This is a genomic window from Paenibacillus salivarius, from assembly GCF_051307165.1.
Classification (GTDB): Bacteria; Bacillota; Bacilli; order Paenibacillales; family Paenibacillaceae; genus Fontibacillus.
Genome location: NZ_CP195592.1, coordinates 2,656,315 through 2,677,014, shown reverse-complemented (window position 1 = coordinate 2,677,014; position 20,700 = coordinate 2,656,315). Strand labels below are relative to the sequence as shown.

At 50.9% G+C, this 20,700-nt stretch carries 19 protein-coding genes; 1 reads left to right on the top strand and 18 read right to left on the bottom strand.

What is annotated here, in order from left to right:
* Window positions 1-6: 6 nt before the first annotated feature.
* From ACSFXJ_RS12090 to ACSFXJ_RS12005, 18 genes are all read right to left on the bottom strand, one after another.
* Window positions 7-2,085 carry a type II secretion system F family protein gene (locus tag ACSFXJ_RS12090; protein ID WP_435925498.1) on the bottom strand — a complete coding sequence of 693 codons (2,079 nt, stop codon included), beginning with the start codon at window positions 2,083-2,085 and terminating at the stop codon, window positions 7-9.
* The gene (locus ACSFXJ_RS12085; protein ID WP_435925497.1) at window positions 2,075-3,952 is read right to left on the bottom strand and encodes a pilus assembly protein CpaF; all 1,878 of its coding nucleotides are present in this window, start codon (window positions 3,950-3,952) and stop codon (window positions 2,075-2,077) included. The genes ACSFXJ_RS12090 and ACSFXJ_RS12085 overlap by 11 nt, the downstream gene beginning before the upstream one ends.
* Before the next feature lie 6 nt (window positions 3,953-3,958).
* Complete coding sequence (locus ACSFXJ_RS12080; RefSeq protein ID WP_435925496.1) at window positions 3,959-4,801, bottom strand: hypothetical protein; 843 nt, start codon at window positions 4,799-4,801, stop codon at window positions 3,959-3,961.
* Complete coding sequence (locus tag ACSFXJ_RS12075; protein WP_435925495.1) at window positions 4,798-5,475, bottom strand: hypothetical protein; 678 nt, start codon at window positions 5,473-5,475, stop codon at window positions 4,798-4,800. The genes ACSFXJ_RS12080 and ACSFXJ_RS12075 overlap by 4 nt, the downstream gene beginning before the upstream one ends.
* A 13-nt stretch (window positions 5,476-5,488) precedes the next feature.
* A complete protein-coding gene (locus tag ACSFXJ_RS12070; protein ID WP_435925494.1) occupies window positions 5,489-6,391 on the bottom strand; it encodes an SAF domain-containing protein in 903 nt (300 codons plus the stop codon).
* 15 nt (window positions 6,392-6,406) lie between these two features.
* Window positions 6,407-7,921 (bottom strand): protein kinase domain-containing protein, encoded by a 1,515-nt coding sequence (locus ACSFXJ_RS12065; protein WP_435925493.1) that lies wholly within the window; start codon window positions 7,919-7,921, stop codon window positions 6,407-6,409.
* Between the two features lie 181 nt (window positions 7,922-8,102).
* The gene (locus tag ACSFXJ_RS12060) at window positions 8,103-9,194 is read right to left on the bottom strand and encodes an SAM-dependent methyltransferase (RefSeq protein WP_435925492.1); all 1,092 of its coding nucleotides are present in this window, start codon (window positions 9,192-9,194) and stop codon (window positions 8,103-8,105) included.
* Window positions 9,178-9,540, bottom strand: a complete 363-nt coding sequence (locus ACSFXJ_RS12055; protein WP_435925491.1) for a cyclic-phosphate processing receiver domain-containing protein — start codon at window positions 9,538-9,540, stop codon at window positions 9,178-9,180. Before ACSFXJ_RS12055 ends, ACSFXJ_RS12060 begins: the two co-directional genes overlap by 17 nt.
* A gap of 31 nt (window positions 9,541-9,571) precedes the next feature.
* Complete coding sequence (locus ACSFXJ_RS12050; RefSeq protein ID WP_435925490.1) at window positions 9,572-10,426, bottom strand: deoxyribonuclease IV; 855 nt, start codon at window positions 10,424-10,426, stop codon at window positions 9,572-9,574.
* Window positions 10,416-11,234, bottom strand: a complete 819-nt coding sequence (locus ACSFXJ_RS12045) for an Fpg/Nei family DNA glycosylase (protein ID WP_435925489.1) — start codon at window positions 11,232-11,234, stop codon at window positions 10,416-10,418. The genes ACSFXJ_RS12050 and ACSFXJ_RS12045 overlap by 11 nt, the downstream gene beginning before the upstream one ends.
* A gap of 78 nt (window positions 11,235-11,312) precedes the next feature.
* Window positions 11,313-12,113: a TIGR01457 family HAD-type hydrolase gene (locus tag ACSFXJ_RS12040; RefSeq protein WP_435925488.1), complete on the bottom strand. Its 801-nt coding sequence runs from the start codon at window positions 12,111-12,113 to the stop codon at window positions 11,313-11,315.
* Between the two features lie 208 nt (window positions 12,114-12,321).
* Window positions 12,322-13,248: a ribonuclease Z gene (gene rnz, locus ACSFXJ_RS12035; RefSeq protein WP_435925487.1), complete on the bottom strand. Its 927-nt coding sequence runs from the start codon at window positions 13,246-13,248 to the stop codon at window positions 12,322-12,324.
* An 82-nt stretch (window positions 13,249-13,330) separates the two neighbouring features.
* A complete protein-coding gene (gene metH, locus ACSFXJ_RS12030; protein ID WP_435925486.1) occupies window positions 13,331-16,768 on the bottom strand; it encodes a methionine synthase in 3,438 nt (1,145 codons plus the stop codon).
* Between the two features lie 353 nt (window positions 16,769-17,121).
* Window positions 17,122-17,535, bottom strand: coding sequence for a FixH family protein (locus ACSFXJ_RS12025; protein WP_435925485.1), 414 nt, complete (start codon window positions 17,533-17,535; stop codon window positions 17,122-17,124).
* A 16-nt stretch (window positions 17,536-17,551) separates the two neighbouring features.
* Window positions 17,552-18,346, bottom strand: a complete 795-nt coding sequence (locus ACSFXJ_RS12020; RefSeq protein ID WP_435925484.1) for an HAD family hydrolase — start codon at window positions 18,344-18,346, stop codon at window positions 17,552-17,554.
* Between the two features lie 29 nt (window positions 18,347-18,375).
* Entirely contained in the window at window positions 18,376-18,915 is a 540-nt protein-coding gene (locus tag ACSFXJ_RS12015; protein ID WP_435925483.1) for a hypothetical protein, read from the bottom strand.
* 50 nt (window positions 18,916-18,965) lie between these two features.
* Window positions 18,966-19,139 carry a DUF896 domain-containing protein gene (locus tag ACSFXJ_RS12010; RefSeq protein ID WP_435925482.1) on the bottom strand — a complete coding sequence of 58 codons (174 nt, stop codon included), beginning with the start codon at window positions 19,137-19,139 and terminating at the stop codon, window positions 18,966-18,968.
* Between the two features lie 178 nt (window positions 19,140-19,317).
* Complete coding sequence (locus tag ACSFXJ_RS12005) at window positions 19,318-19,683, bottom strand: LysM peptidoglycan-binding domain-containing protein (protein WP_435925481.1); 366 nt, start codon at window positions 19,681-19,683, stop codon at window positions 19,318-19,320.
* Window positions 19,684-19,953: 270 nt separating this feature from the next.
* Here ACSFXJ_RS12005 and lexA point away from each other — a divergent pair, with 270 nt between their 5' ends.
* The gene (gene lexA, locus ACSFXJ_RS12000; protein ID WP_435925480.1) at window positions 19,954-20,580 is read left to right on the top strand and encodes a transcriptional repressor LexA; all 627 of its coding nucleotides are present in this window, start codon (window positions 19,954-19,956) and stop codon (window positions 20,578-20,580) included.
* Window positions 20,581-20,700: the final 120 nt, after the last annotated feature.

The window sequence follows — 20,700 nt, the reverse complement described above, 5'->3', positions numbered from 1 at the left end:
GCCTCCTTAAATTTGTTGTATTTTGTCAAAATAAATGCCCATTTGCTGAAAACTCATCCAGATTAACGGGATAACGAGATAAGCGAACACCAGGCAATACATTGGAGCGAATCCGATAAGCCGGCCAAGCTCGGCTTTCGTGTCCACCGATTTTTCATAATCCAGCCTTCTGCGCTCAAAATGATACGACATTTCGCTTTCCAGTTCGTCAAAGGCATCGGCGACCGATATCTTTTCGTTGGCCAACAACAGCTTGTCCGATAACTGCCGGAACTCTTCGAGCCCCGCTTCCTCTTTCATTTGAAGTAAAGCCTCTTCTCCGCCATGGCCGAAGTGAAGCAGGCATTTTTGAAGCGGTATTTTGAAGATTACGGCATACGAATGAAGCCACTCCAGTATTTCTTCAACCGAAATTCGTTCCAGCTCTCGTAAAATGGTAATCAGCGTATGAAATTGATATACTTCATGCCGCATATCCATCAGCCGAAGCCTCCGTTGGAACATCAGCCCCCAAAGCGGGACATAATATGCTGTACTCCCTACCGCGATAGCCAGTACAACTTCCCACCATTTCAAATATTCGTTGTTCCAGCGCTTGATTTTATCCATGATGCGCGTTGCCGAATCCGAAAGCTCCCGCTCATCCGGCTTGGTCCCGCCGATATTCCAGGCAGTCTCAATCGATGAGGTTACCGATTCAATCGTTTTGTTTTGCCGTTTGCCTGCTTCCCCGATGACTCGTTTATCGAGTTCAACATAGCGCGCAGCCTTCTCCGCATCCTTCTTCGACATCGTTCCAAAAAAAACGTAGTTTGCCGGAGGCTCGGAAAGAATCCAATTCCTGCTTTTCCAATGTAGAATGGACAACGTACCGATCGTAACCGTCAAACAAAGCGTAAATAAGACGACCCGCCTGAGTTGAAAGAGCTCCAATTGAAGATGATGGTTTGTATCTTTCAGTAATTGCCCGAGCCGGTCGTAAGAGGCGGATCCCCGCCGTGGCGTAAACCACCCGGCAATCTTCCGTACATAAGTAAAACGGGCCAACCGGGCTTCCCAGGCTATCTTGTCTCGCCCCGCACGGTAGTTCGTTTCCTCTTCGTCCTTCAGTTTTTGAAGCAGGATGTAACAAATCAGAATAACGACGAACAACCCGATTTTAACGATCATCCCAGGTTTGCTTAAATAAAATTGATCCATCAGAGGAAAATTGCTTCTTGCCCACATTTCTATCGGCTTCGTAAAAAACACGGGAATCAAGGCGATCGCATTCAACCCTTTAAGCAGGTAGTCGAGCTTGCCGCGGCGGATCAGTTCCAATTGGATTTCCCCCGTAAGGCTGGTGAGCGCCCGCAGGTACAACGAGCCCCGCTCTTTTTTCCGGTCCCCAAATTCCATAACCAGCCTCGAAATACCGGCAAAAGCTTTCAAAAACCTGTTGGGTGCCGTCTCATAGAACCGCTCCAACGCTTCGTCAGGCTTGCCGTCCGTCAACGCGTCATGAATCCGATGCGCAAGCAAACCGATTTCTTCGCTTACAGTCTCGCAGGCTTCTTCAATCGCATCGCTAACCATTCCATGTCTTTGATAGGAATGTCTCACGGCCTTGAACAGTTCGAGCATCTGTTCCAGCAGCTTTTTTTCTATGCGATGAACACAACTGTCAAGAAGCAAGCCTTGAACGACGGCCGCGGCGATCAGCAGCGTCAAGAGGAAAATGACGTTTGGATTCATGAAGGCCATGATCACGATAACCGCGATGAGCGAACCCGGGATCATGATGACGATTTTCATCGTGTGACGTCTTAATTGAAACTCGTCATATATGCGAAATACGGATAATCGCATGCGTACTTTTCTGACGTAAAATTGAAGCAAAGGGATTTTCACCGAAACGGCGTAAGCCCTTAACAACAAGTTGGAGAAAAAGCTTCGCAGCAAACGGCTTCCGGAAGGGCGATGCGAGTGTAACGAAAAACCTTCCTCCGCTTCCCGCCTGCCCTTCAGCTTCCCGAGGCTGAACAAGCACAGAAAACATCCAAGCGAAACGACAACAATGCCGATGAGCACCTGTTTAAGCTCCAATCGTCTCCCTCCAATGCATGCCCATAAATTTTCCGAATCCCGCGGCATCCTGAGGCGTCATTTCCCCGATCATTTCGGCGGCGCAACCTGCGGAGATCGGTTCAACGGGGACATAAGCTCCATTTCTGTACTCGACAATGACTCTTTCGCGATAACCTTTCGATCGCATATCATCCGCCCTTTTCCCCGGACCTTTGCGGCCATTTGCCGTGTCCCCGCTTGACGTGAAATGATCATCCGGCCGAAAACACTCCGTAATTCGCTCTATATACCTGTTTCCCTGATGATCCTTCCTCAGATGGATATCAAAATCCACTATCCCGGCCACCTGGGTTTCGGCGATAAATTCATCCCTGAACATGCCGGTTTTCAAGAGCGAATTGCGAAGCGATTCGATCAGATCGCGGAACGTTTTCGCATGATGCGTAAATACGGTAAATAAACTGGCTACCTGCGCCATCTGAATCATCCAGGCAGCAACCTCGTCCGTCGCCACTTCCCCGAGAATGTTGACGGTTCCGTCCGTTTTCTTTTGCAAGTCCAAGCCGGCCTGACCGGAAATGTACTCCGTCTCCCGGAAAGACAAAATATTTCGCGTGGGATAAAGCCTTCTCAAATTCAGCTCGAAAGACATTTCCTGAACCCGGATCGGAAAAGAGGGGTAAATATGCTTTATTAACGCCATCATCAACGTCGTTTTCCCGGAGCCTTGCGAACCGGTAATTGCGGTAATCCGGCTTCCCTTCATCAAATACTTCAGCAATTCCACCGGCAGCCCGGCATTTTCGCCTTGGATCAGAGTCTCCAGCACGGCGCTTTTCACATCGAATTTCCGGATAAAAAACGCCCATGTTTCGGCAAAGGGGGGACGCACGACAACCACGCGCGAGCCGTCCTTCATTTCATTGACTTTGAACCCGTTCGATTCGGAAAGTTGTCCCGGCAAATTGAATTTGTAAATATTTTGGCACACCCGTTTCAACTCGGATTCACTACCGAAAGTGAGGAAGGAGAGACGGATGCTTTTACCTTTATAAAAAATCCATACACTATCCCATGACCTGGGTGCGGTCAGGCTCTCGTCCCCGAAGGCGTTGCCCTTCCACCACATTCCGTCCGCCAAATCCGCCTGCAGCCAAACGGTTCCTGTCCCCGGTATCCCGTTGACCCCTCCGCTGACCCCGTCGATCCGCTGCTCGCGCAAGGCATCGATGACCGAAAACCCTTTATACATTTGGTACACTCGCTGTACGACCAGATCCAGCTTTTCCGCAAAAGTAAGCATCCGATATTCCCGGTAGAAAACCAAGTCCACCTCGTCAATGCCTATTTCGTATATTTCTCCCTCCTCGTCGGCTTTCGTTTTCGGCTCGTCCAGCCCATAATCTTCGATCAGACAAGAAAGGGCTTCACCCCCATACCTTTGTCCGTATAAGTAAAGAACGATTTCAAACCGGTCCTGGGATGTCAGCCGGTCCCGATGGTCAAACGGAATGATCCGGTCGATGTTTTGCGCATGGACTCCATAGCCGCCGACAAGCAGGTCCCGGATAAACGATTTTACATATTGCTTATCCTGCTGATCCCCGTATGTACAACCTCGGAGCGCCTGACGAAGCTCTGCCCTTGCCTTCGTTTTTCTCGTCCAGGCTTCCTCGCTCATTCCCCAGTCATTGGCCGGATTCCGGCTCAATTCATGAATTTGTTGCTTGACGAAAGAAATGATTTCCGGAAAAGAAAACCGATCATATGCCAGTTCCTCAACAGCCGTCTCTTCTTTGGAGGTACGGGACCTGTGCCATAACAGGGTTAGACATATGCCGAGCAAAATAAGGATTCCAAGCAAATTCACGGCTTCGTTATCCATGCTTTATCAGGCTCCTTTTCCGCTGTGGCTCCGGGAAGTCTTCCCGCCCGCAAGTCCCCGCAGCCCTTCGCATACTTTGTAAATGCCCGGTAGCGTACCCTGTCTTTCCGGTTTGCCCAAAGCCTTCAGTCGGTGAAGCCGCATATTTCGTAGAAGCTCCGCATCATTCCAGGCATCCCTGAAAGCAGTGCTATACGGCACCGTATATATAGGAACGGAGCAGTTAAATCGCCTCCGGATATTTCCGGCGGACCAGTGGGAAGAAGGGTCATAATGATCAAAAACGATCATATCCACTAACGAAGGCTCCCCTCCTGTGGAAACCGCCTTCCCCTCAAAAAACCGTTCCAGCTCCGCCCGATTTTGACGCAACACCGCTATGCGGATCTCTCGAGATTCCCCGGCCCGGTTCGATCCCTGATCAGATATCGGATTTGACAAGGAACGCGTAAAAATCCAATCATAAACTTGATCGGCCACCCTGTAGATTGAATCCAGTTTGTTCCCGTCAACGGCCGACCCGGGTCCCCCGTCAGGAAGACCTCCCCGGACAAGGTCCATCCGCCCTTTTAGGATCGGATGCGTATAATCGATAAAATTCGCTTTGGTCAAACGGTGATTGGCCGCCAAACGAAGGAGCGCCTCCCTACCGGTTTCAACCGCCGGGCTTGGAGCCGGCAATCGGCTGGTTTCCCTGCGGAAAAAGCCCGTTTCCACTCCTGTTCCGGACGGCTCCTCATTAAAAAGAAGCACTCGGCCCGGATCCGTTAGAGCCATGCAAATCGCGCAAGACGCGGCCATTTCCGCGGCTCCCCCATGACCATAATCCCAAAACACGACCTTGCTCATGCCCTCCTCCTCGCTGCATGCCGAAACGCCTTTTTTGCGTACGGCTCGCTCCAGTCGGCGAGATCTCCGAGCAAAGAGCGCAGCGTTCTCTTATAAGGTCTGGATATGCGGTCCATCCGCAGGATTCTGGAATGTTCATTTTCCATTTGTACGCAGGCATTCGCTTCGCTCCACGGAATCTGCACGCTTGTGTGATACCATAGGATCGGCAATCCTTCCATAAATCCTAGGATGTAGTCGGCGGACAAATAACTCTCGACGGTTCTTATAAAGACGGGGCGAACGACCAAGTTATGAAGCTGCGGCCATCTGGCGAACAAATGCTTAAACCATTCCGCGCTGCTTTCCACCTCGTACCGGTCATAAGTAGTGACCCAAAGTACCGCATCCGCGCGTTCCCAAAAATGAATGGAACCGAAATGCAATGTTTCGACGTCATAGAGACAGAAATCATACTCGGCTGCACGATCATCAGGGATTCCATCGGTGATATCAAACCCCGCAAACTCGGAAACGGCCATATCCTGCTTCACACACCCGCACAAGTAACGATATTTCCTTCCGTCTGTCATATCGGCCAAGGCAACGCGTTTTCCCGTGCCCGTCAACACTTTACACATATACAGCAGCAAATCCCGCTTATCGCTTTTACCGGCAAAAATCCAAGTCTTCATCCCTTTCCCCCTTTCAATCCGACGGTTCCATGACAAACTGCTGGCCGTTGTCGATTGCGGCGTCCGATCGAACGTTCGAGGCTTGTTGTCCGGCAAATTCGGCGGCCGCGGCTGACGATAAACCCGCAAGATCTGCTTCCAGTTTGATGCGTGACGATAGATTCAAAGCTTGCTCGGCGCGTTCCACGATATTCGGATCTTTCTTGATAAGCATCAAAACCGCCTCATTCGCCGGATAGGTCGGCACTGCCTTTGCCTGCAAGCTGGGTTCTACGTAGAGGATTGCGTATATAGAGGCTTTGTGCATGTATGCGTCAACAATCGCGCTGGACAACGCCAAAATTTCCTCCTCGTTCAGCGTCATCGTTACGGTTCCATCATGGAGCGATCTTACCTTTTTCTTGGACAGCAAAATATAATCCTGACCTGTGGGGAACTGGACCCGCACGTCAACCACATCCTGTTCGCGTAAAGCTGCCGGGAGCTGAATAAATCCCATTTCGCGAAAACGAAGATCGTCGGATGCGGCTTCTTCCTCGTACAAGAGCGACCCGGTCAACAGCGTATTCGGGCGCACCGAAAGTTTGATGATCTTACCCGCAACCTCTTCCTTCGTTTTCAGCAAATCCGACGGAACGCTGTTTTTCGGCAATTCCACGGCCGTTAAATCGTCCATAGTAATGGTATGTCCGGCCAAAAGTTCCCGAGAGAGAACAAAACCTTGGATTTTGTTGTCCTCCGCTTCAGCCTTGAGCTGTTTGATTTCCGTTTCCAGCCTGTGTTGCAGTTCCGACTTCTCCTCATTCATCTGTTTTCCCTGATGCAACATAAACCCGGCCAAAATGATTCCCGCAAGTCCGGCACCGGTAACTCCCGCATAAATCATCTGTTTCGTTCTCCGGCTGATTCTGTACACCCCTTCACTCCCCTTTTAACGTTTTCGATTTCGCCATAATCCAACCTTACTCTGGTACTCAGGAGCCGGAATCCTGCCGAGGCATAACTCGGACAACGATTTTATGGTTTCAATTCCCGGTTCGAAAGGTTCCGGCTCCCAGGGCAAGGCATAAATCTTCCCGGTTCCGAACCATTTCCGAAGACGGCGGACCGTCGACAAAGAGGCCAATGGAACGCAACAAACCCAGTTCCTTCTCTTGGTGTCGGCCTGTTCCGAAATCGCTTGGAGATGACTCATTCTCCACGCGGCGGCAGGACTTACTAGAATGGACAGGTCGGCCCTTTGAAATTCCTCGATCAACTCCTTCCGCCCTCCCGTTCCCAGATCGCATACTACGTATTCATAACCTTCCGATAACAACCGAAGCAGCTCCGGCCGGGAAGGCGCTCGAATATATTCCACACCCCGGAACCGGAAATCCCGCGGCTCCTTGGATCTTGGCGAGCTGTCCTCGCCTTCAAAAAACCGTCCGAGACATTCAAACGCGGTCGACTTCGGTTCCATTTCCACAATGGCTACGGAACGGGATTGTCTTGTCAGCGTATGAGCCAAAAGAATGGAAGTATGGGTTGTTCCCGCGCCTGGCGTCGAGCCCATGACCGAAATTACCGTGGTACGAGCCACCCGTTCTTCCCGAGGCCTGAAACGATAACCGTCCGTTTTTCTTCGGATCTCCGATCCGCGCTGCATCGCGATACAATGCCCAAGCGATTCGCCCGCCTCTCGCGCGCTTTGGAATCTCTTCTCCTTGTCGGATTGAAGCAGACGGCAAATCACCGGCTCGAGTATTTCAAATCCTTTGACCCTCAATTCCTCCTGAGCTTCATCCGTCCAGGCATGAAATTTGGAGCCGGTAGCCAAATACAACAGCACCGCTCCCAGCGAGTACAAATCCGCCCTGGCATCGCTCTGGCTTCCTCCATATTGCTCCGGAGCGGCAAAACCGATCGTACCTAGCTTCAGCGTGTCTTCGGCCCGTTGCGGATTAAACTTGCGCGCGATGCCCAAGTCGACGATCCGGATCTCACCCCGTTCATCAATGAGCAAATTCGACGGTTTTATGTCCCGATGGATGATTGGCGGTGTGCGGGTATGCAAGTAATGCAGCCCTTCGCATATTTGCAATCCAAATCCCGCAAGGTCTGCTGCTCGCACGCTCTTGCCCATCCGCTGCACATATAAGTCCAGATGGATGCCTTCCACATAGTCCATGACCAAATATGAACAGCCGTCTTCGCGGAGATGAAAATAATCGGAAATTCGCGGTAACCGGTTATGATTCAGCGAAACCAGAATTGAAGCTTCCTCCTCCGGCATCATTCCGTTCTCAGCCAAAATCGGTGTCTCCTTCACGGCCCAATATTTGCCTGGAAGCTTTAAGTCCGAGGCCAGATATACACGGCTCATCCCTCCGGTTCCGAGCATCCTTTCCACTTTGTATCTCCCCGCCAATACCCCTCCGCGTTCATACTTCGGTACAAACGGCAACAAGATCCCTCCTTTCCCAAAACGCAAAAAAAGGAAAGCGTCCTCACCCGCCGCAGCATAATAGCCGCAGACAGGGCACAGGATACTTTCCTTTGCTTTGAAATGTATAATTTTGGGACTAGTATAATCCAGAAAGGTTCAAGCTGTAAAGCCTTTTTCCAAAAAGAATTTTTTTATCTCATTAATATTTAATCATGTATAATGTGATTTCATCCCTATTGTGAAAAAGCTGCTTTGCTCGTTGAACTTGAAGCCGAGCTTCCTGATACATCTCCATGATTTCTTGAATGAGCGCCATCGGTTTCTTGCTGAGCAGCTTCACCGTGACAACCGCCGTGCCGCCAGGAACAAGGGCGTACAACAAATCCGAAACCATTTTGGCCGTCAATTTGGGGCTCCAGCTCATGTCGCATACCAGCAGATCAAACTGGTTGTCACGGAACTTCACGCTGTTAGCATTTTTGCGAACGTGCGTCAGACGCGGAGAAGAAAGTACATCCGGGTGAAGCTTGGCCGGATCCACCGCCGTTACCGTGAGTCCTCTATCCAATAAAAAGGACGTCCATCCGCCTGGGGCTGCCCCGATATCCAACGCCTCGTGAAAAGCCGAAAAATCGATGCCGAACACCGCCTCCGCTTCCAGCAGCTTGAACTTCGCGCGCGAAATCTGGCCCTGTTCGCGTTGAAAACGGATCATTCCGCCGTTCCAGTCGGACAAATTCTCGTCCGGCACGGCCACGCCGGCATACAGGCCGTGTTTGGCCGCAAAAACGGATATTATATAGTCCGCATCTTTAACCACAAACTCAGCATTCAAATCATGAAGCCCCTCTTGAATCAAATCCTTTAATTCCGCAGCGCTTCCTGGCCAAACCGATTGTTCTGCTTTTCTCGCCTGGATTGCCAACCTTTTGCCGTCAAGTCTTGCGTCGGACAGCAAAAAGCGCTGCAGGTCATCGCCCCATTCCCCGCCCTGAAGGGGCTCCGTCATTTCGCCCGAATTTTCGTCCACGTTCCATTCCCAATCGACCCGGAATATATGACGAAGAAACATCGGTTCTCTATCCGACATCTCCTCCGCCACTTCGGAAGGGGTTGCTTTCAGTGATGCCACAAAGACTTCCCCCGGTACAAGCACCGTACTTTTGACCGAACCGAACCTTCTGCGAAGCTCTTCCTGGGCGTACGGCGCAAATCCATGGTTGGCCGAACAAATATATCGGGTAATCGTTTCGGTTTCCGAAGCATGCTGTTGTTCAGTCTCGCTGTTCAATTCGGCTACCTCCCGCTTTTCGCTCAATTTCGTCCAGAAGGTCGAACGGGATCGGCCCGTTATGCAGGATGACGTGCTCCGGCTTGTTCTGGTATATAATTTCATACATGCTTTTCTTTCCATACATACTTGAAGTGTGCAAATAGATTTCCCGGGCATACAGCCCTTCGCGTACCATGGCCGCCGCCATGTCGGATCCGGTTTTCTCGCCTGGCCCCATATCGTAATCCAGCGACAGAATGTCCACCTCCGTCAAACGAAGAAGCTCGAGGCATTCGTCCACCGTTCTTGCCAATGTAAAACCTTCGGGACAACGCCTAAAGTCGTCCATATAAACATGAATCAAAATCGTTCTTCCTTTCCGCGGTATTCCAGAACTAGGCTTCCACCCATCGCCTAACCCGTTCCATATCTTCTCTATATGTTCCGTCTTCCCCGGTTTCGCTTTCCAATATCAGCGGCTGCTGCGGGATAGCTTCCATCTGCAGCAAACTGCGAAACCCGTTCTCGCCAATATACCCTTGTCCCGGCCTGGCATGCCGGTCTTTGCGCGACTTAACCGGGTATTTGGAATCATTCAAATGCACGGCGGCCAATCCGTTCCAATATCCAAGCTCGGCGGCTTTGACCGCAAAGCTATCGTCGGACTCGCCGTTCCACATTCCTGCGGCAAAGGCATGGCACGTGTCGAGGCAAAAACCGATGTTTTGCGGTGAATCGCACAGTTTGCGGATTTGAACGAGTTCTTCTAAAGTCATCCCCATGTCGCCATGATCGCCGGCCTGGTTTTCAATCAGCAATTTGGCGTTTCCCTGCCAGCCGCGAAGCACTTCGTTAATACATTGTATAATATTTTGGTAACCTTGTAAGGGGTTTCTATCTTTATATGTGCCAAAATGAACAACAATCCCTATTGAGCCGCACGATTCCGCAATCTCCAAATCATTCCGCAGGGATAACACCGTCCGCTCGAATTGTTCGTTCCCATCGCTGGAGCTTACCGCGAGATTGCTCGGGTACGGCGTGTGGGCTATGGAAAGGATGCCGTGTTTTTCGCACAATTGTCTGCATCGCTCCGCATCCCGGCGGTCAAAGCTTTTCACGGTGAGACTGCGGGGGTTTTTCGGAAAATACTGAAATGCCCCGGCTCCGGTTCGGACGGCCTCTTCCGCCGCACCCGCATATCCTCGCCTGATGCTAAGATGTCCTCCGATTTTAAGTTCAGCGGTCATGCTGACATCCCGGACTGTAGAACACTTTCCGGCCATTCATCTCGCTTTTGACGATCTGATCGCCGCAGCGCGGGCAAGTTTCTCCCTCCCTGTCATAGACCCGGCAAAGGTCGTTGGCGCCCCCTGTCAGCGTATCATCCTTGGTTAGCGGCATCTCCATGTATCCGCCGGCTTCCGTCATTTCGATCAATACGGTTTGCATCGCCCGATAAAGCCCAGACAAATCTGCAGGACTCAGATTCTGTATCTTAACGGTCGGTCTGAGCCCGGCCGCAAAAGCGATCTCGTCGGCATAGCAGTTGCCGATTCCCGCAATGACATCTTGATTCACCAGCACGGTTTTCAAGCTTCCGCGCCTTTTGCTCAGCAGTTTAACAAACAGCTCCTCGTTCATTTTCCGGCCAAGCGGTTCGGGTCCCAGATGGGCCAAAGCCTCTTCAGCCTCTTTCGCGCTTAGCGAATGCAAATAACCGAGCCGCAGCCCCATAAAATACAGGACAAGGTCCGATCCGAAGGTGATTTCGATTTGGGTAGTCCGATCCGGACGGTCCGTAGGGGAACCCAAATAAAGCAGTCCGCCCAACATGAGATGAAGCAGGAGCCGACGGCCATTGTCCAAATGGAACAATATATGCTTCGCTCGGCGCTCCACAAAAATAACCTGTCTTCCGGTCAATTCCCGGGCAAACTGTTCCGCCCCCACATTCAGTGACTTTTCCCGGTTTACCACCACTCCTGATATCGGAATGTCCAAAATGTGCTTGGACAATTGAATTCGGTAGTTTTCCATTTCCGGCAACTCCGGCATGGTTCATCTTTCCTTTCGTTCACATGATGAAATTCGTAAATAGCACGTAATCGTAAGTAGTCCCTTGTACATTACCCGTTACCCGCAGATTAATCTTCGCACCTCTTCCAGATTTCCGCAGACGACATCCGGATGTACGCCCGTAGAAGCGATAAAACCGTTCAAGTTTTGCTCGGTAGTTACGCCCGTAAGCGCCAAAATGGTCCCGCAGCCTGCGGAGGCTCCGGCCGATATGTCCGTGAGCATATTGTCGCCGATAACGGCGACTTCTTCATTGCGAAGGCCAAGCCGGTCAATCGCATGTTTCATTAAAATGCCGGAAGGCTTTCCGATGATGACCGGTTCTTCCCCGGAGGCCGCCCGAATCGAAGCGGAAATCGTTCCCGCGCCCGGCATCAGTCCATCCTGGGAAGGAAGCAGAAGATCGGGGTTCGTCAGTATATAACGTGCCCCGCCTCGAATCCAGCGCGTCGCTTTCGTCAACTTTTCATATGTAAAAGCCCGGTCGATCCCTTGTACGACATAATCGGGGGATTCCTCGTCCAGGACAAGCCCCGCCCCGGTCAAAGCGGCAATCAAGCCCGACTCCCCGATCGGCGCCACTTTGCAGCCCGGTCTTTGTTCCGCAATGTATTCGGCCGCCGCAACGGCTGAAGTACATACTTCATCCTCCATCGCCGGAATTCCCATCTCCATCAAATGTTCCGCGACCTCTCCCGGTCTGCGCGAAGAGTTATTCGTTACGAACAAATATGGAATTCCCGCTTCCTTGAGCGCTGAAATAAGCAAATCCGCATGAGGTATCATACGGCTGCCGTGATACAAAGTTCCGTCAAGGTCAATCAAATAGGCCTTCCAAGGGAAAATTGTGTTATTCATAGCATCACCCTCTTGCCTTCCATTGTACAAATAATTACGATGCGCAAGCAAATTTTTCCTACTTTTTCCGAATTCAGTCCAAAAGCGGAATTTTTATGCCCGCTTGCGTCGAACGCCATCGAAGCGAGCCGTATCCACGCGAATACCAAAGGGCATATTTTGAAACTGCCTGTCATTTCCTGCGCTTTCCCGGAAAATAATTATCGGTTTAACCCCGTATTACCGGATAAATTTCATGTTCCCGCGCCAGCCTTGCAGCCGGAAATATCTCATTTGCTTCCTGCAACAGCTGCTGCAACTGATCCTCATATTTGTATCGCGAGCTGAAATGAGTCAGGTATAACGTCTTAGCTCCCGCCTTACGCGCAACTTCCGCCGCCTGTTTAGCCGTGCTGTGATGGTACGTATGAGCGGTTTCGGCCAGTTCATGCAAAAAGGTCGCTTCATGAACAAGCGCATCCGCTCCTTCCGCAAGCGGAATTTCCGATGCGCACGGACGCGTATCGCCGAGAATCGTAACCACCCTCCCCTTTTTCGGCATGCCGAGTACCTGCGACGGATCGACAGTGATGCCATCCGGCGTAACGATGGTTTCTCCCCGTTTCAACTTGCCGTATAGCGGTCCCGGAGTGATTCCGTATTTTTTCAAAAGGTCGATATCAAGCTTGCCGGGAAGATCCTTCTCGATAATCCGGTAACCGTAGCTTGGAATTCTGTGATCCAGCTTGGCGGCTTCGACGCGGAATGAATCGTCCTCAAAAATACATCCGCCTTCATGCTCGATAATGTCTAGTTTATAGGCGATACGGGATTCGCTGATCCCGAGGGCCGTTTCGACGAAGCTTTTCAAACCGGGAGGGCCATAGAGAGCGAGGGGGGTATCCCCTCCTTGGTAAGCCCGGCTCGACAGCAGACCGGGAAGTCCGAATAGATGATCGCCATGCAAATGGGTGATGAAAATACATTCTAGCTTGCTCAATTTTAGCGGAGAACGAAGGATCTGGTGCTGGGTTCCCTCTCCGCAATCAAACAGCCAAAAAGAACGCCGTTCATCCAGCAGCCTGAGCGCCAACGAAGTCACATTTCTCTCCAAGGAAGGTACTCCGGCATTCGTTCCCATGAAATACAATTCCATCTAACTGCCTCCCCTAAAAATTTACGTCTCCAGCATCGCCAAAACCCTCCGATGTATCGGAGGGTTTTGGGGCCAGGGTCATCTAAGCTTTATCCACGTTAAAGTATTGGGCCTCAGGATGGGCAAAAACCATCGCCGAAACGGACGCTTCCGGCTCCATCATGAAGCCTTCGGTTAAATGAACGCCGATATCTTCCGGTTTCATCAATTCAAAGAGCGGTCCCTGATACTCCAGGTCCGGGCAGGCCGGATAGCCGTAAGAAACCCGAATGCCTTGATAACGGGCACCATGGCGCTGCTTCATCGTCATTTCCGGCGGATCCGGGAATCCCCATATGTCCCGCATGATATGATGCACCCGCTCCGCCAAGCCTTCCGCCGTCTCCAGCGCAACAGCTTGCAGTGCATGGGAACGGAGATAATCGCCGCGATTTTTCCACTCTTCCGAAAGCTCTCTTACACCTTGTCCGGCCGTGACCACCAAAAATCCGACATAGTCCATTACGCCGCTTTCGACCGGTTTCAGGAAGTCCGCAAGACATAGGAACGGTTCGACCCGCTGCCTTGGAAAGGTGAAGGTTTTCAATACCCGCGTCGTATCGTTCGGGTCGTAGATGATAATATCGTTCCCCGACGATTGCGCAGGGAAAAAACGGTACATCGCTTGAGCCTTAAGAATTCCTTTGCTCATTCCATCCTGGAGAATTTGATCGACCGTTTCTTTTAGGTTAACGGCCTTCTCATTCCCCTGTGCCAAGAGCTGTTCGACCGACCCGCGAAGACCGAGGTGGTGTCCGAGCAGCATCTGCATATTGATATACGGAATAATATGATCGATCGGGTAATCCCGCAGGACATGGCGTTCCAAATCCGGCGGTATAAAGACCGGAGCATCGGCGGAAATGTTCGAGCGGACCGCCCGGCTAAGCTCCGGCAACGGCTGGGCCGGCGCCGCGTTGGCTTCCGCCGCCTGTTCCGCTTCGATCTCCAGCTTCATTTGTTCCCTATGGGACGGATCCATCAATTTGTTTGCCAAGTCCAAACCGTCCATCGCATCCTTCGCATACAGGACCATGCCGTTATATTCCGGACGGATGCGGGTTTTGGTGAACTTGCGCGTCAAGGCTGCCCCGCCGACCATGATCGGTACGTCAATTCCGGCATTCCGCAAGTCTTGAGCGGTCGTCACCATTTGCTGCGCGGATTTGACGAGCAGGCCTGACAGGCCTACGGCATCGGGCAACTCTTCCCTGCACGCTTCGATAATGCGTTCCGGTGGTACTTTTATACCCAAATTTACGATTTGATAACCGTTATTGGATAGGATGATTTCCACCAGGTTTTTGCCGATATCATGAACATCCCCTTTAACCGTCGCCAACAGTATTTTGCCTTTGACGGAGGATTCGTTCTTTTCCATAAATTGCTCGAGAAAAGCGACCGACGCCTTCATGACTTCCGCGCTTTGCAGCACTTCGGCCACGATCAGCTCGTTGTTGTTGAACAAACGGCCGACTTCCTCCATCCCCGCCATGAGCGGTCCGTTGATGACTTCAAGGGCGGTATAGCGTTTCAAAGCCTCTTCCAGATCGGGAATCAGCCCTTCCTTCGTTCCTTCCACCACGTATGAGGCAAGCCGTTCTTCCAACGTCAGATTTACGGTCTTCTCCTGCTTCTCCACTTTTTTGTTGCGGAACGCCGCCACGAATGCCGCAAGCGTCTCATCATTGGTATTATAAATCAGTTCTTCCGCAAGGCGCCGTTCCTCTTCGGGAATGGACGCATAACGTTCCAGCTTCTCCGTGTTGACGATCGCATAATCGAGCCCCGCTTTGGTACACTCGTATAAAAAGACCGAGTTCAATACTTCGCGCCCGGCTTCCGGAAGGCCGAAGGACACGTTGCTGATCCCAAGGATCGTATGGCAGGCCGGCAGCGCCTCCTTAATCAGACGAATGCCTTCAATCGTTTCCTTGGCGGAACCGATATACTGTTCGTCCCCTGTCCCTACCGGGAATACGAGAGGATCGAAAATCAGATCTTCGGCGTTCAAGCCGTACTTTCCGACGAGCAGGTCATGGGAGCGCTTCGCAACCTCCAGCTTGTCCCCCCGCGTGATCGCCTGGCCCCGTTCATCAATCGTTCCGACGACGACCGCAGCCCCGTATTTATGAATGAGCGGGGTGACGTTCTCGAATTTTTCTTCCCCGTCTTCAAGGTTAATGGAGTTAATTATCGATTTGCCCTGGCAATAGCTTAATGCCAGATCAAGTACCTGGGGATCGGTCGTATCGATCATCAGAGGCACTTTAACCTTTTTGACGACCAGCTCGAGGAACCGTTTGATATCCTCCGCCTCGTCGCGGTCCGGATCCTGTACGCACACATCGACGACTTGGGCACCGCTTTTCACCTGCGCCCGGGCGATCTCCGAAGCTTCCTCATACTTCCCCTCAACAATCAGACGTTTAAACTTTCGCGATCCCAGAACATTCGTTCTCTCCCCGACCATGTATGGACGGTTAGCGTACTCGACATAAACCGGATCAATACCGGAAATGGCCGGCGGGTGTGTGCCAGCTATTGCTCTTGGTTTAAACTCTCTCATCTTCTCGGCAAGCGCCTTGATATGGGCCGGTGTGGTTCCGCAGCATCCGCCTGCGATATTCAACCAGCCCGCCTCCGCAAATGCAGCCATTTTGACGGCTAGCGAATCGGGAGATTCATGGTAATTCCCGTTTTCGTCGGGCAGACCGGCGTTCGGATAACAGCTTACGCCCGCTTTCGCCATTTCGGAAAGCGTACGGATATGATCCCGCATAAATTCCGGACCGGTAGCGCAGTTCAGCCCGACGGAAACCGGCTTCAAATGCTCCAGCGATACATAAAAGGCTTCGATATTCTGACCGGCCAATGTCGTTCCCATCGGCTCGATCGTTCCCGAAATCATCAGCGGGACCCGCTTTCCCGTTGATTCGAAAGCGCGTGAAATCCCGATGCTTCCGGCTTTTACATTTAGCGTATCCTGCGAGGTTTCGAGTAACAATACATCGACGCCTGCCTCCAGGAGCACTTCAGCCTGCTCTTCGTAGCTTTTCGTCAACTCCTCGAACGTGACCCCGCCGGTGACGCTTAAAGTCTTCGTCGTCGGCCCCATCGCCCCGACAACGTATCTTGGACGTTCCGGGGTGCTGTATTTTTCCGCGGCCTGTACGGCGAGCTTTACCGCGGCCAGATTGATCTCGCGCATCCGGTCCTGCAGATCGTACTCGGCAAGAACGACGGAGGTTCCACCGAAGGTGTTAGTTTCGATCAGGTCGGCTCCCGCCTCCAGATACTTCTCATGGATTGCCTGTATAATATCAGGACGGGTAAGCACCAATACCTCGTTGCAGCCGTCCAGTTCTTCTCCTCCAAAATCTTCGGGCGTCAGATTCTCTTGCTGGATCATGGTTCCCATCGCTCCATCAAGGATCAAAATTCTTTCTTTCATTAAAGATTCCAAGCTAGGCTTACTCATGATCTTTCCCTCCCGCAAAACGTTAAGATTTAGTTTATCAGAATGAAGCGTTAATGGAAAGGACTATCTCAAAAATGCCTGCCGACCACCGATCTTGCAAGGATACAAAACTCCTTTAAAAACAAGGACCCGCGAAGGATAATCCCTATGAATTCATGCTGTTAATCACTTTCAATACACGGTAATCCAATGCATGAAGTGAGTATTCTAAAGACGAACGAATAAATCGCATCAAGAATTAAAGTTCGTGATTACTATAACCGATGCGAAATGTTTTTGAAGGAAAGTCGACATAAAAAGCGAGCCTGCGGGGAATAAAACACCCACCGGCTCGCTTTCTTCAACATTTCGGACTATTCGGTTACCGTGAATGTCACTTCCGGCATGGAATGCTGATCCCGGGCGGTAACATGGGAAATCACATGATATGTTCCGGGTTCATCGAATCCCGTTTCCAGCACATATTTGCCTTCCCCGGCACCTTCTACGACTTCTTTCCGATGATCTTCCGCACTGTCGCCCTCTTTCCAAAACTCAAACATAACCTCTTTGGCATCATTCACGTCTTGCCCTTGATGAGTTACCTTAGCCTCGAAGGTGATGCTTTCCCCGGCCTTCACTTCGGCGGGCACATGGAGCTCCACCTTGATCGGCTCCAAGGAATCGACCGAGGCATTCTGGGCGCTATTCCCGCTTTTGCCGCAGGCGCTAAGCGTCAGCAAAATCAAAGCAAGACATAACCATATTAAACCCGTCTTTCGTTTCATGATTACCCTCCTGACATCATGATTGCTTTGCTATAATGTCATGCAATTCCGACAGATGCCGGATTTCAAAAGCAGGGATGATTTCATCCGTCCGCGTCTTGTTATCGCGATTCACCCAAACCGTAGTCATCCCCGCACTGTTACCTCCGAGAATATCCGTGGTCAGCTTATCACCGACCATAAGGCTTTCGGATGGTTCGACCCCAAGCAATTCAAGGGCATGGCGGAAAATCGAAGCATCCGGTTTACCTTTGCCGAACTTGCCCGAAATCACGATGTGATCAAAATAACCCGAAAGCTCCGGCACGCCATCCAGCTTCTCCTGCTGAAGCGCAGGACAACCGTTCGTCAGAAGCAGCAGCTTCACTTTCCCTTTCAACTCATCCAGAATTTGGAACGTTTCTTCGTAGATGTGAGGCCGGGAGCGCCGTTCCTTCCCGAATAGTTCAGCCAACTCGCCAGCAAGCTCTTCGTTATCCACGCCGAGAGCCAATAACCCGCGCCGCCACGATTCTTTCCGGTATACCGGAGCAAGCTGCTCCAATTTTCGGAATTCCGGTTGCTCTCCAGCCGAGAAATTCGCCCATAGCCCTTCGAAAGGATTGATGCCGATCAGTTTGGTGAAAGGGAAGGTTTCATAGGACTCGTAAAGCTCTCTGGCTTCCTTCCGAACCGCTTCCTCCAGCTCGGTCGGATCGGTTCCAACCGCTTTTTGCGCCGCCTCGCAGGTTGCCTCAAATGCTTCCCTTACACTCCTTTCGTCCCAAAGCAGAGTGTCATCCAAATCAAAACATACCGCAGAAATCGCCATCCCTCTCCACACGCTCCCATACATGATTTTTACTTCGAATGTTCTTCAAAAGTGACGTTATGCACTTTAGCATACTGTTGCAGGCGCTCAGCCATCGCGTTGGTGTCGAACCGGTTACGAACCCGGTAAAATACCCAGTTTTGATCTTTCCCTTTCGGCACAATCGTAATTTTGTCGCTTTCGACCTTGATCTTGCTTATATTCCCCGCTTCGAGAAGCCGGTCGCGATTATATTTGGACGTATACAGATAGCCTTTGTTAATCCGTAGGTAGGGTTTTCTCAAGAAGATCGCCAAAGCCAAAATCACATATAATACGATCGTTAGCCAAAAGATGCCTGAGCTAGCTTCGGCTGCGCTGCCGATCAACCCGACTACGGCGTAGAGCAATGCCAGCAGTACGAGTAATAGTGGCAGGATGATGTTCCGTCCGCGAAATACCTCTCCTTCGCCTTTCGACCCTAGCGAGCTACGGGGATCCTGGCTGCGGCCGCCCCTCACTTGCGGGCCCTTTCCTTTTTTGTTCAGTTTCATCTGATTGCGTTCCACTTTTCTGTCAAACGAGCCCATTCCTTCTCCTCCTAAGTCATATGGTTATGTATCCGGCCCGAAGGCCGGGTTTACTCATCCACAATTTCAATTCGGTCCAGTTGCTGGCGGAGATTTTTTCTGAAATTCTGCAAATAGGTTTCCCGCAGCTTGGATCTTTCCAAAACTTCCTCCTCCGTCAATCCGACGGTTTTGTCTTTGCGGGCCAGTTCATTAATTCGATTCACCAAAGCATCTATGTCCATGGTTCCCCTCCTGTTTCTATTTATTAATGAAATAAGGTGCAACAATCCTACTTTGACATGTGAAAAAGAGCTTGTCAAGGCGAGGGGCTCTTGATCAAGCTCTGTAAATTCCTTCATATAAAGAGGTAGTTTAAAAAGACATCTATTGAATCTTTATTTCGTCATATATCGATATAAATTAATTCGGCAGCACTAGCGTATCTCCAGCTTGAATGCTGCCCGACGACAAGCCGTTCAAGCGTTTGATCGCAGCGATATAGATCCTGGTATCTTGTCCCTTCGGTTTATGAGAGGCAGCGATTTCCCAAAGCGTATCGCCCGACTTCACAACAACGATGGTCTGTTCCTTCTGAACATGGTCATCCGAGGCGGCGGCAAATGCCGTAACCACCCCTGTTCCCGTCAACATAAGCAGCATTAGCAAAAGGGAGACCTTCAACAAACCTTTGCCCAAACCCAAAAAGCCGAACTTATCTGTCAAAGAAGCACGCGTACGAGGCGCAGGCTTATCGTAAATGCTTTGGTATGTACTGTATTTCAACATATCCCATCACTCCAAACAAGTGTTCTTATTTCGTTAATAATATAACACGAACACTTGTTTGATTCAAGTATTTTTTCGAACAATTGTTCCCTTTTTCTTTTTTGGGGTTCAGAATGTTAAAACCTTCTACCTTAACATCCTTTGATCGGGAATAAACTCCCTGAGCGACCTGGCTTTTTTTGAAAAGTGCTTTTTAGAACTTATGTTTGTACGAACTTCAGTTCTATGTTATAATTTTTCCAAACGTTACTAATGGGGTTGATTATCGAAATGTCCAAGGTGTCCAGCCGTCAACAGGCAATATTGGAATTTATACGCAACGAGGTCCGGATGAAGGGCTATCCTCCTTCCGTTCGAGAAATCGGAGAAGCGGTCGGACTGGCTTCCAGTTCAACCGTACACGGCCATCTTGACCGTTTGGAGAAGAAAGGGTTTATCCGCCGGGATCCGACCAAGCCGCGGGCAATCGAATTGCTTGGCCAGGAAGATTCCGATACGCTCGGCATGTTCGCACACAGCGTCGCCCGGGTGCCGGTCGTCGGCAAGGTTACCGCAGGCGTACCGATCACGGCTACCGAGAATATAGAGGACTATTTTCCGCTTCCGCAGCATTATGCCGCTGAAGGCGAAATATTTATGCTTTCCGTTATGGGGAACAGCATGATCGAAGCGGGTATACATGACGGGGACTATGTGATCGTACGGCAGCAGCAAACCGCCAACAACGGCGACATCGTCGTTGCCATGACGGAAGACGACGAAGCTACCGTGAAAACTTTTTACAAAGAGAAAGACCACATCCGTCTGCAACCCGAAAATCCGACCATGGAGCCGATCCGGCTCAAACATGTCACTATTCTCGGCAAAGTCGTTGGTTTGTTCCGGGATTTGCACTAATTTATACGTCCGCAACGCAAAGAGGCTACCATTATAGATGGCAGCCTTTTTTTGTTTTCATGTTACACGGGCCGAATATCATCATTGATCCACTTGCGGTTCATTCCGCTTCTTTCTCCT

Excerpts from the sequence above, each read along its gene's own strand:
- ACSFXJ_RS12085 (WP_435925497.1), bottom strand. The coding sequence starts at position 3,952 with ATGGATAACGAAGCCGTGAATTTGCTTGGAATCCTTATTTTGCTCGGC.
- ACSFXJ_RS12080 (WP_435925496.1), bottom strand. The coding sequence starts at position 4,801 with ATGAGCAAGGTCGTGTTTTGGGATTATGGTCATGGGGGAGCCGCGGAA.
- ACSFXJ_RS12075 (WP_435925495.1), bottom strand. The coding sequence starts at position 5,475 with ATGAAGACTTGGATTTTTGCCGGTAAAAGCGATAAGCGGGATTTGCTG.
- ACSFXJ_RS12050 (WP_435925490.1), bottom strand. The coding sequence starts at position 10,426 with ATGACCGCTGAACTTAAAATCGGAGGACATCTTAGCATCAGGCGAGGA.
- ACSFXJ_RS12045 (WP_435925489.1), bottom strand. The coding sequence starts at position 11,234 with ATGCCGGAGTTGCCGGAAATGGAAAACTACCGAATTCAATTGTCCAAG.
- ACSFXJ_RS12040 (WP_435925488.1), bottom strand. The coding sequence starts at position 12,113 with ATGAATAACACAATTTTCCCTTGGAAGGCCTATTTGATTGACCTTGAC.
- rnz (WP_435925487.1), bottom strand. The coding sequence starts at position 13,248 with ATGGAATTGTATTTCATGGGAACGAATGCCGGAGTACCTTCCTTGGAG.
- metH (WP_435925486.1), bottom strand. The coding sequence starts at position 16,768 with ATGAGTAAGCCTAGCTTGGAATCTTTAATGAAAGAAAGAATTTTGATC.
- ACSFXJ_RS12025 (WP_435925485.1), bottom strand. The coding sequence starts at position 17,535 with ATGAAACGAAAGACGGGTTTAATATGGTTATGTCTTGCTTTGATTTTG.
- ACSFXJ_RS12020 (WP_435925484.1), bottom strand. The coding sequence starts at position 18,346 with ATGGCGATTTCTGCGGTATGTTTTGATTTGGATGACACTCTGCTTTGG.
- ACSFXJ_RS12015 (WP_435925483.1), bottom strand. The coding sequence starts at position 18,915 with ATGGGCTCGTTTGACAGAAAAGTGGAACGCAATCAGATGAAACTGAAC.
- ACSFXJ_RS12010 (WP_435925482.1), bottom strand. The coding sequence starts at position 19,139 with ATGGACATAGATGCTTTGGTGAATCGAATTAATGAACTGGCCCGCAAA.
- ACSFXJ_RS12005 (WP_435925481.1), bottom strand. The coding sequence starts at position 19,683 with ATGTTGAAATACAGTACATACCAAAGCATTTACGATAAGCCTGCGCCT.
- lexA (WP_435925480.1), top strand. The coding sequence starts at position 19,954 with ATGTCCAAGGTGTCCAGCCGTCAACAGGCAATATTGGAATTTATACGC.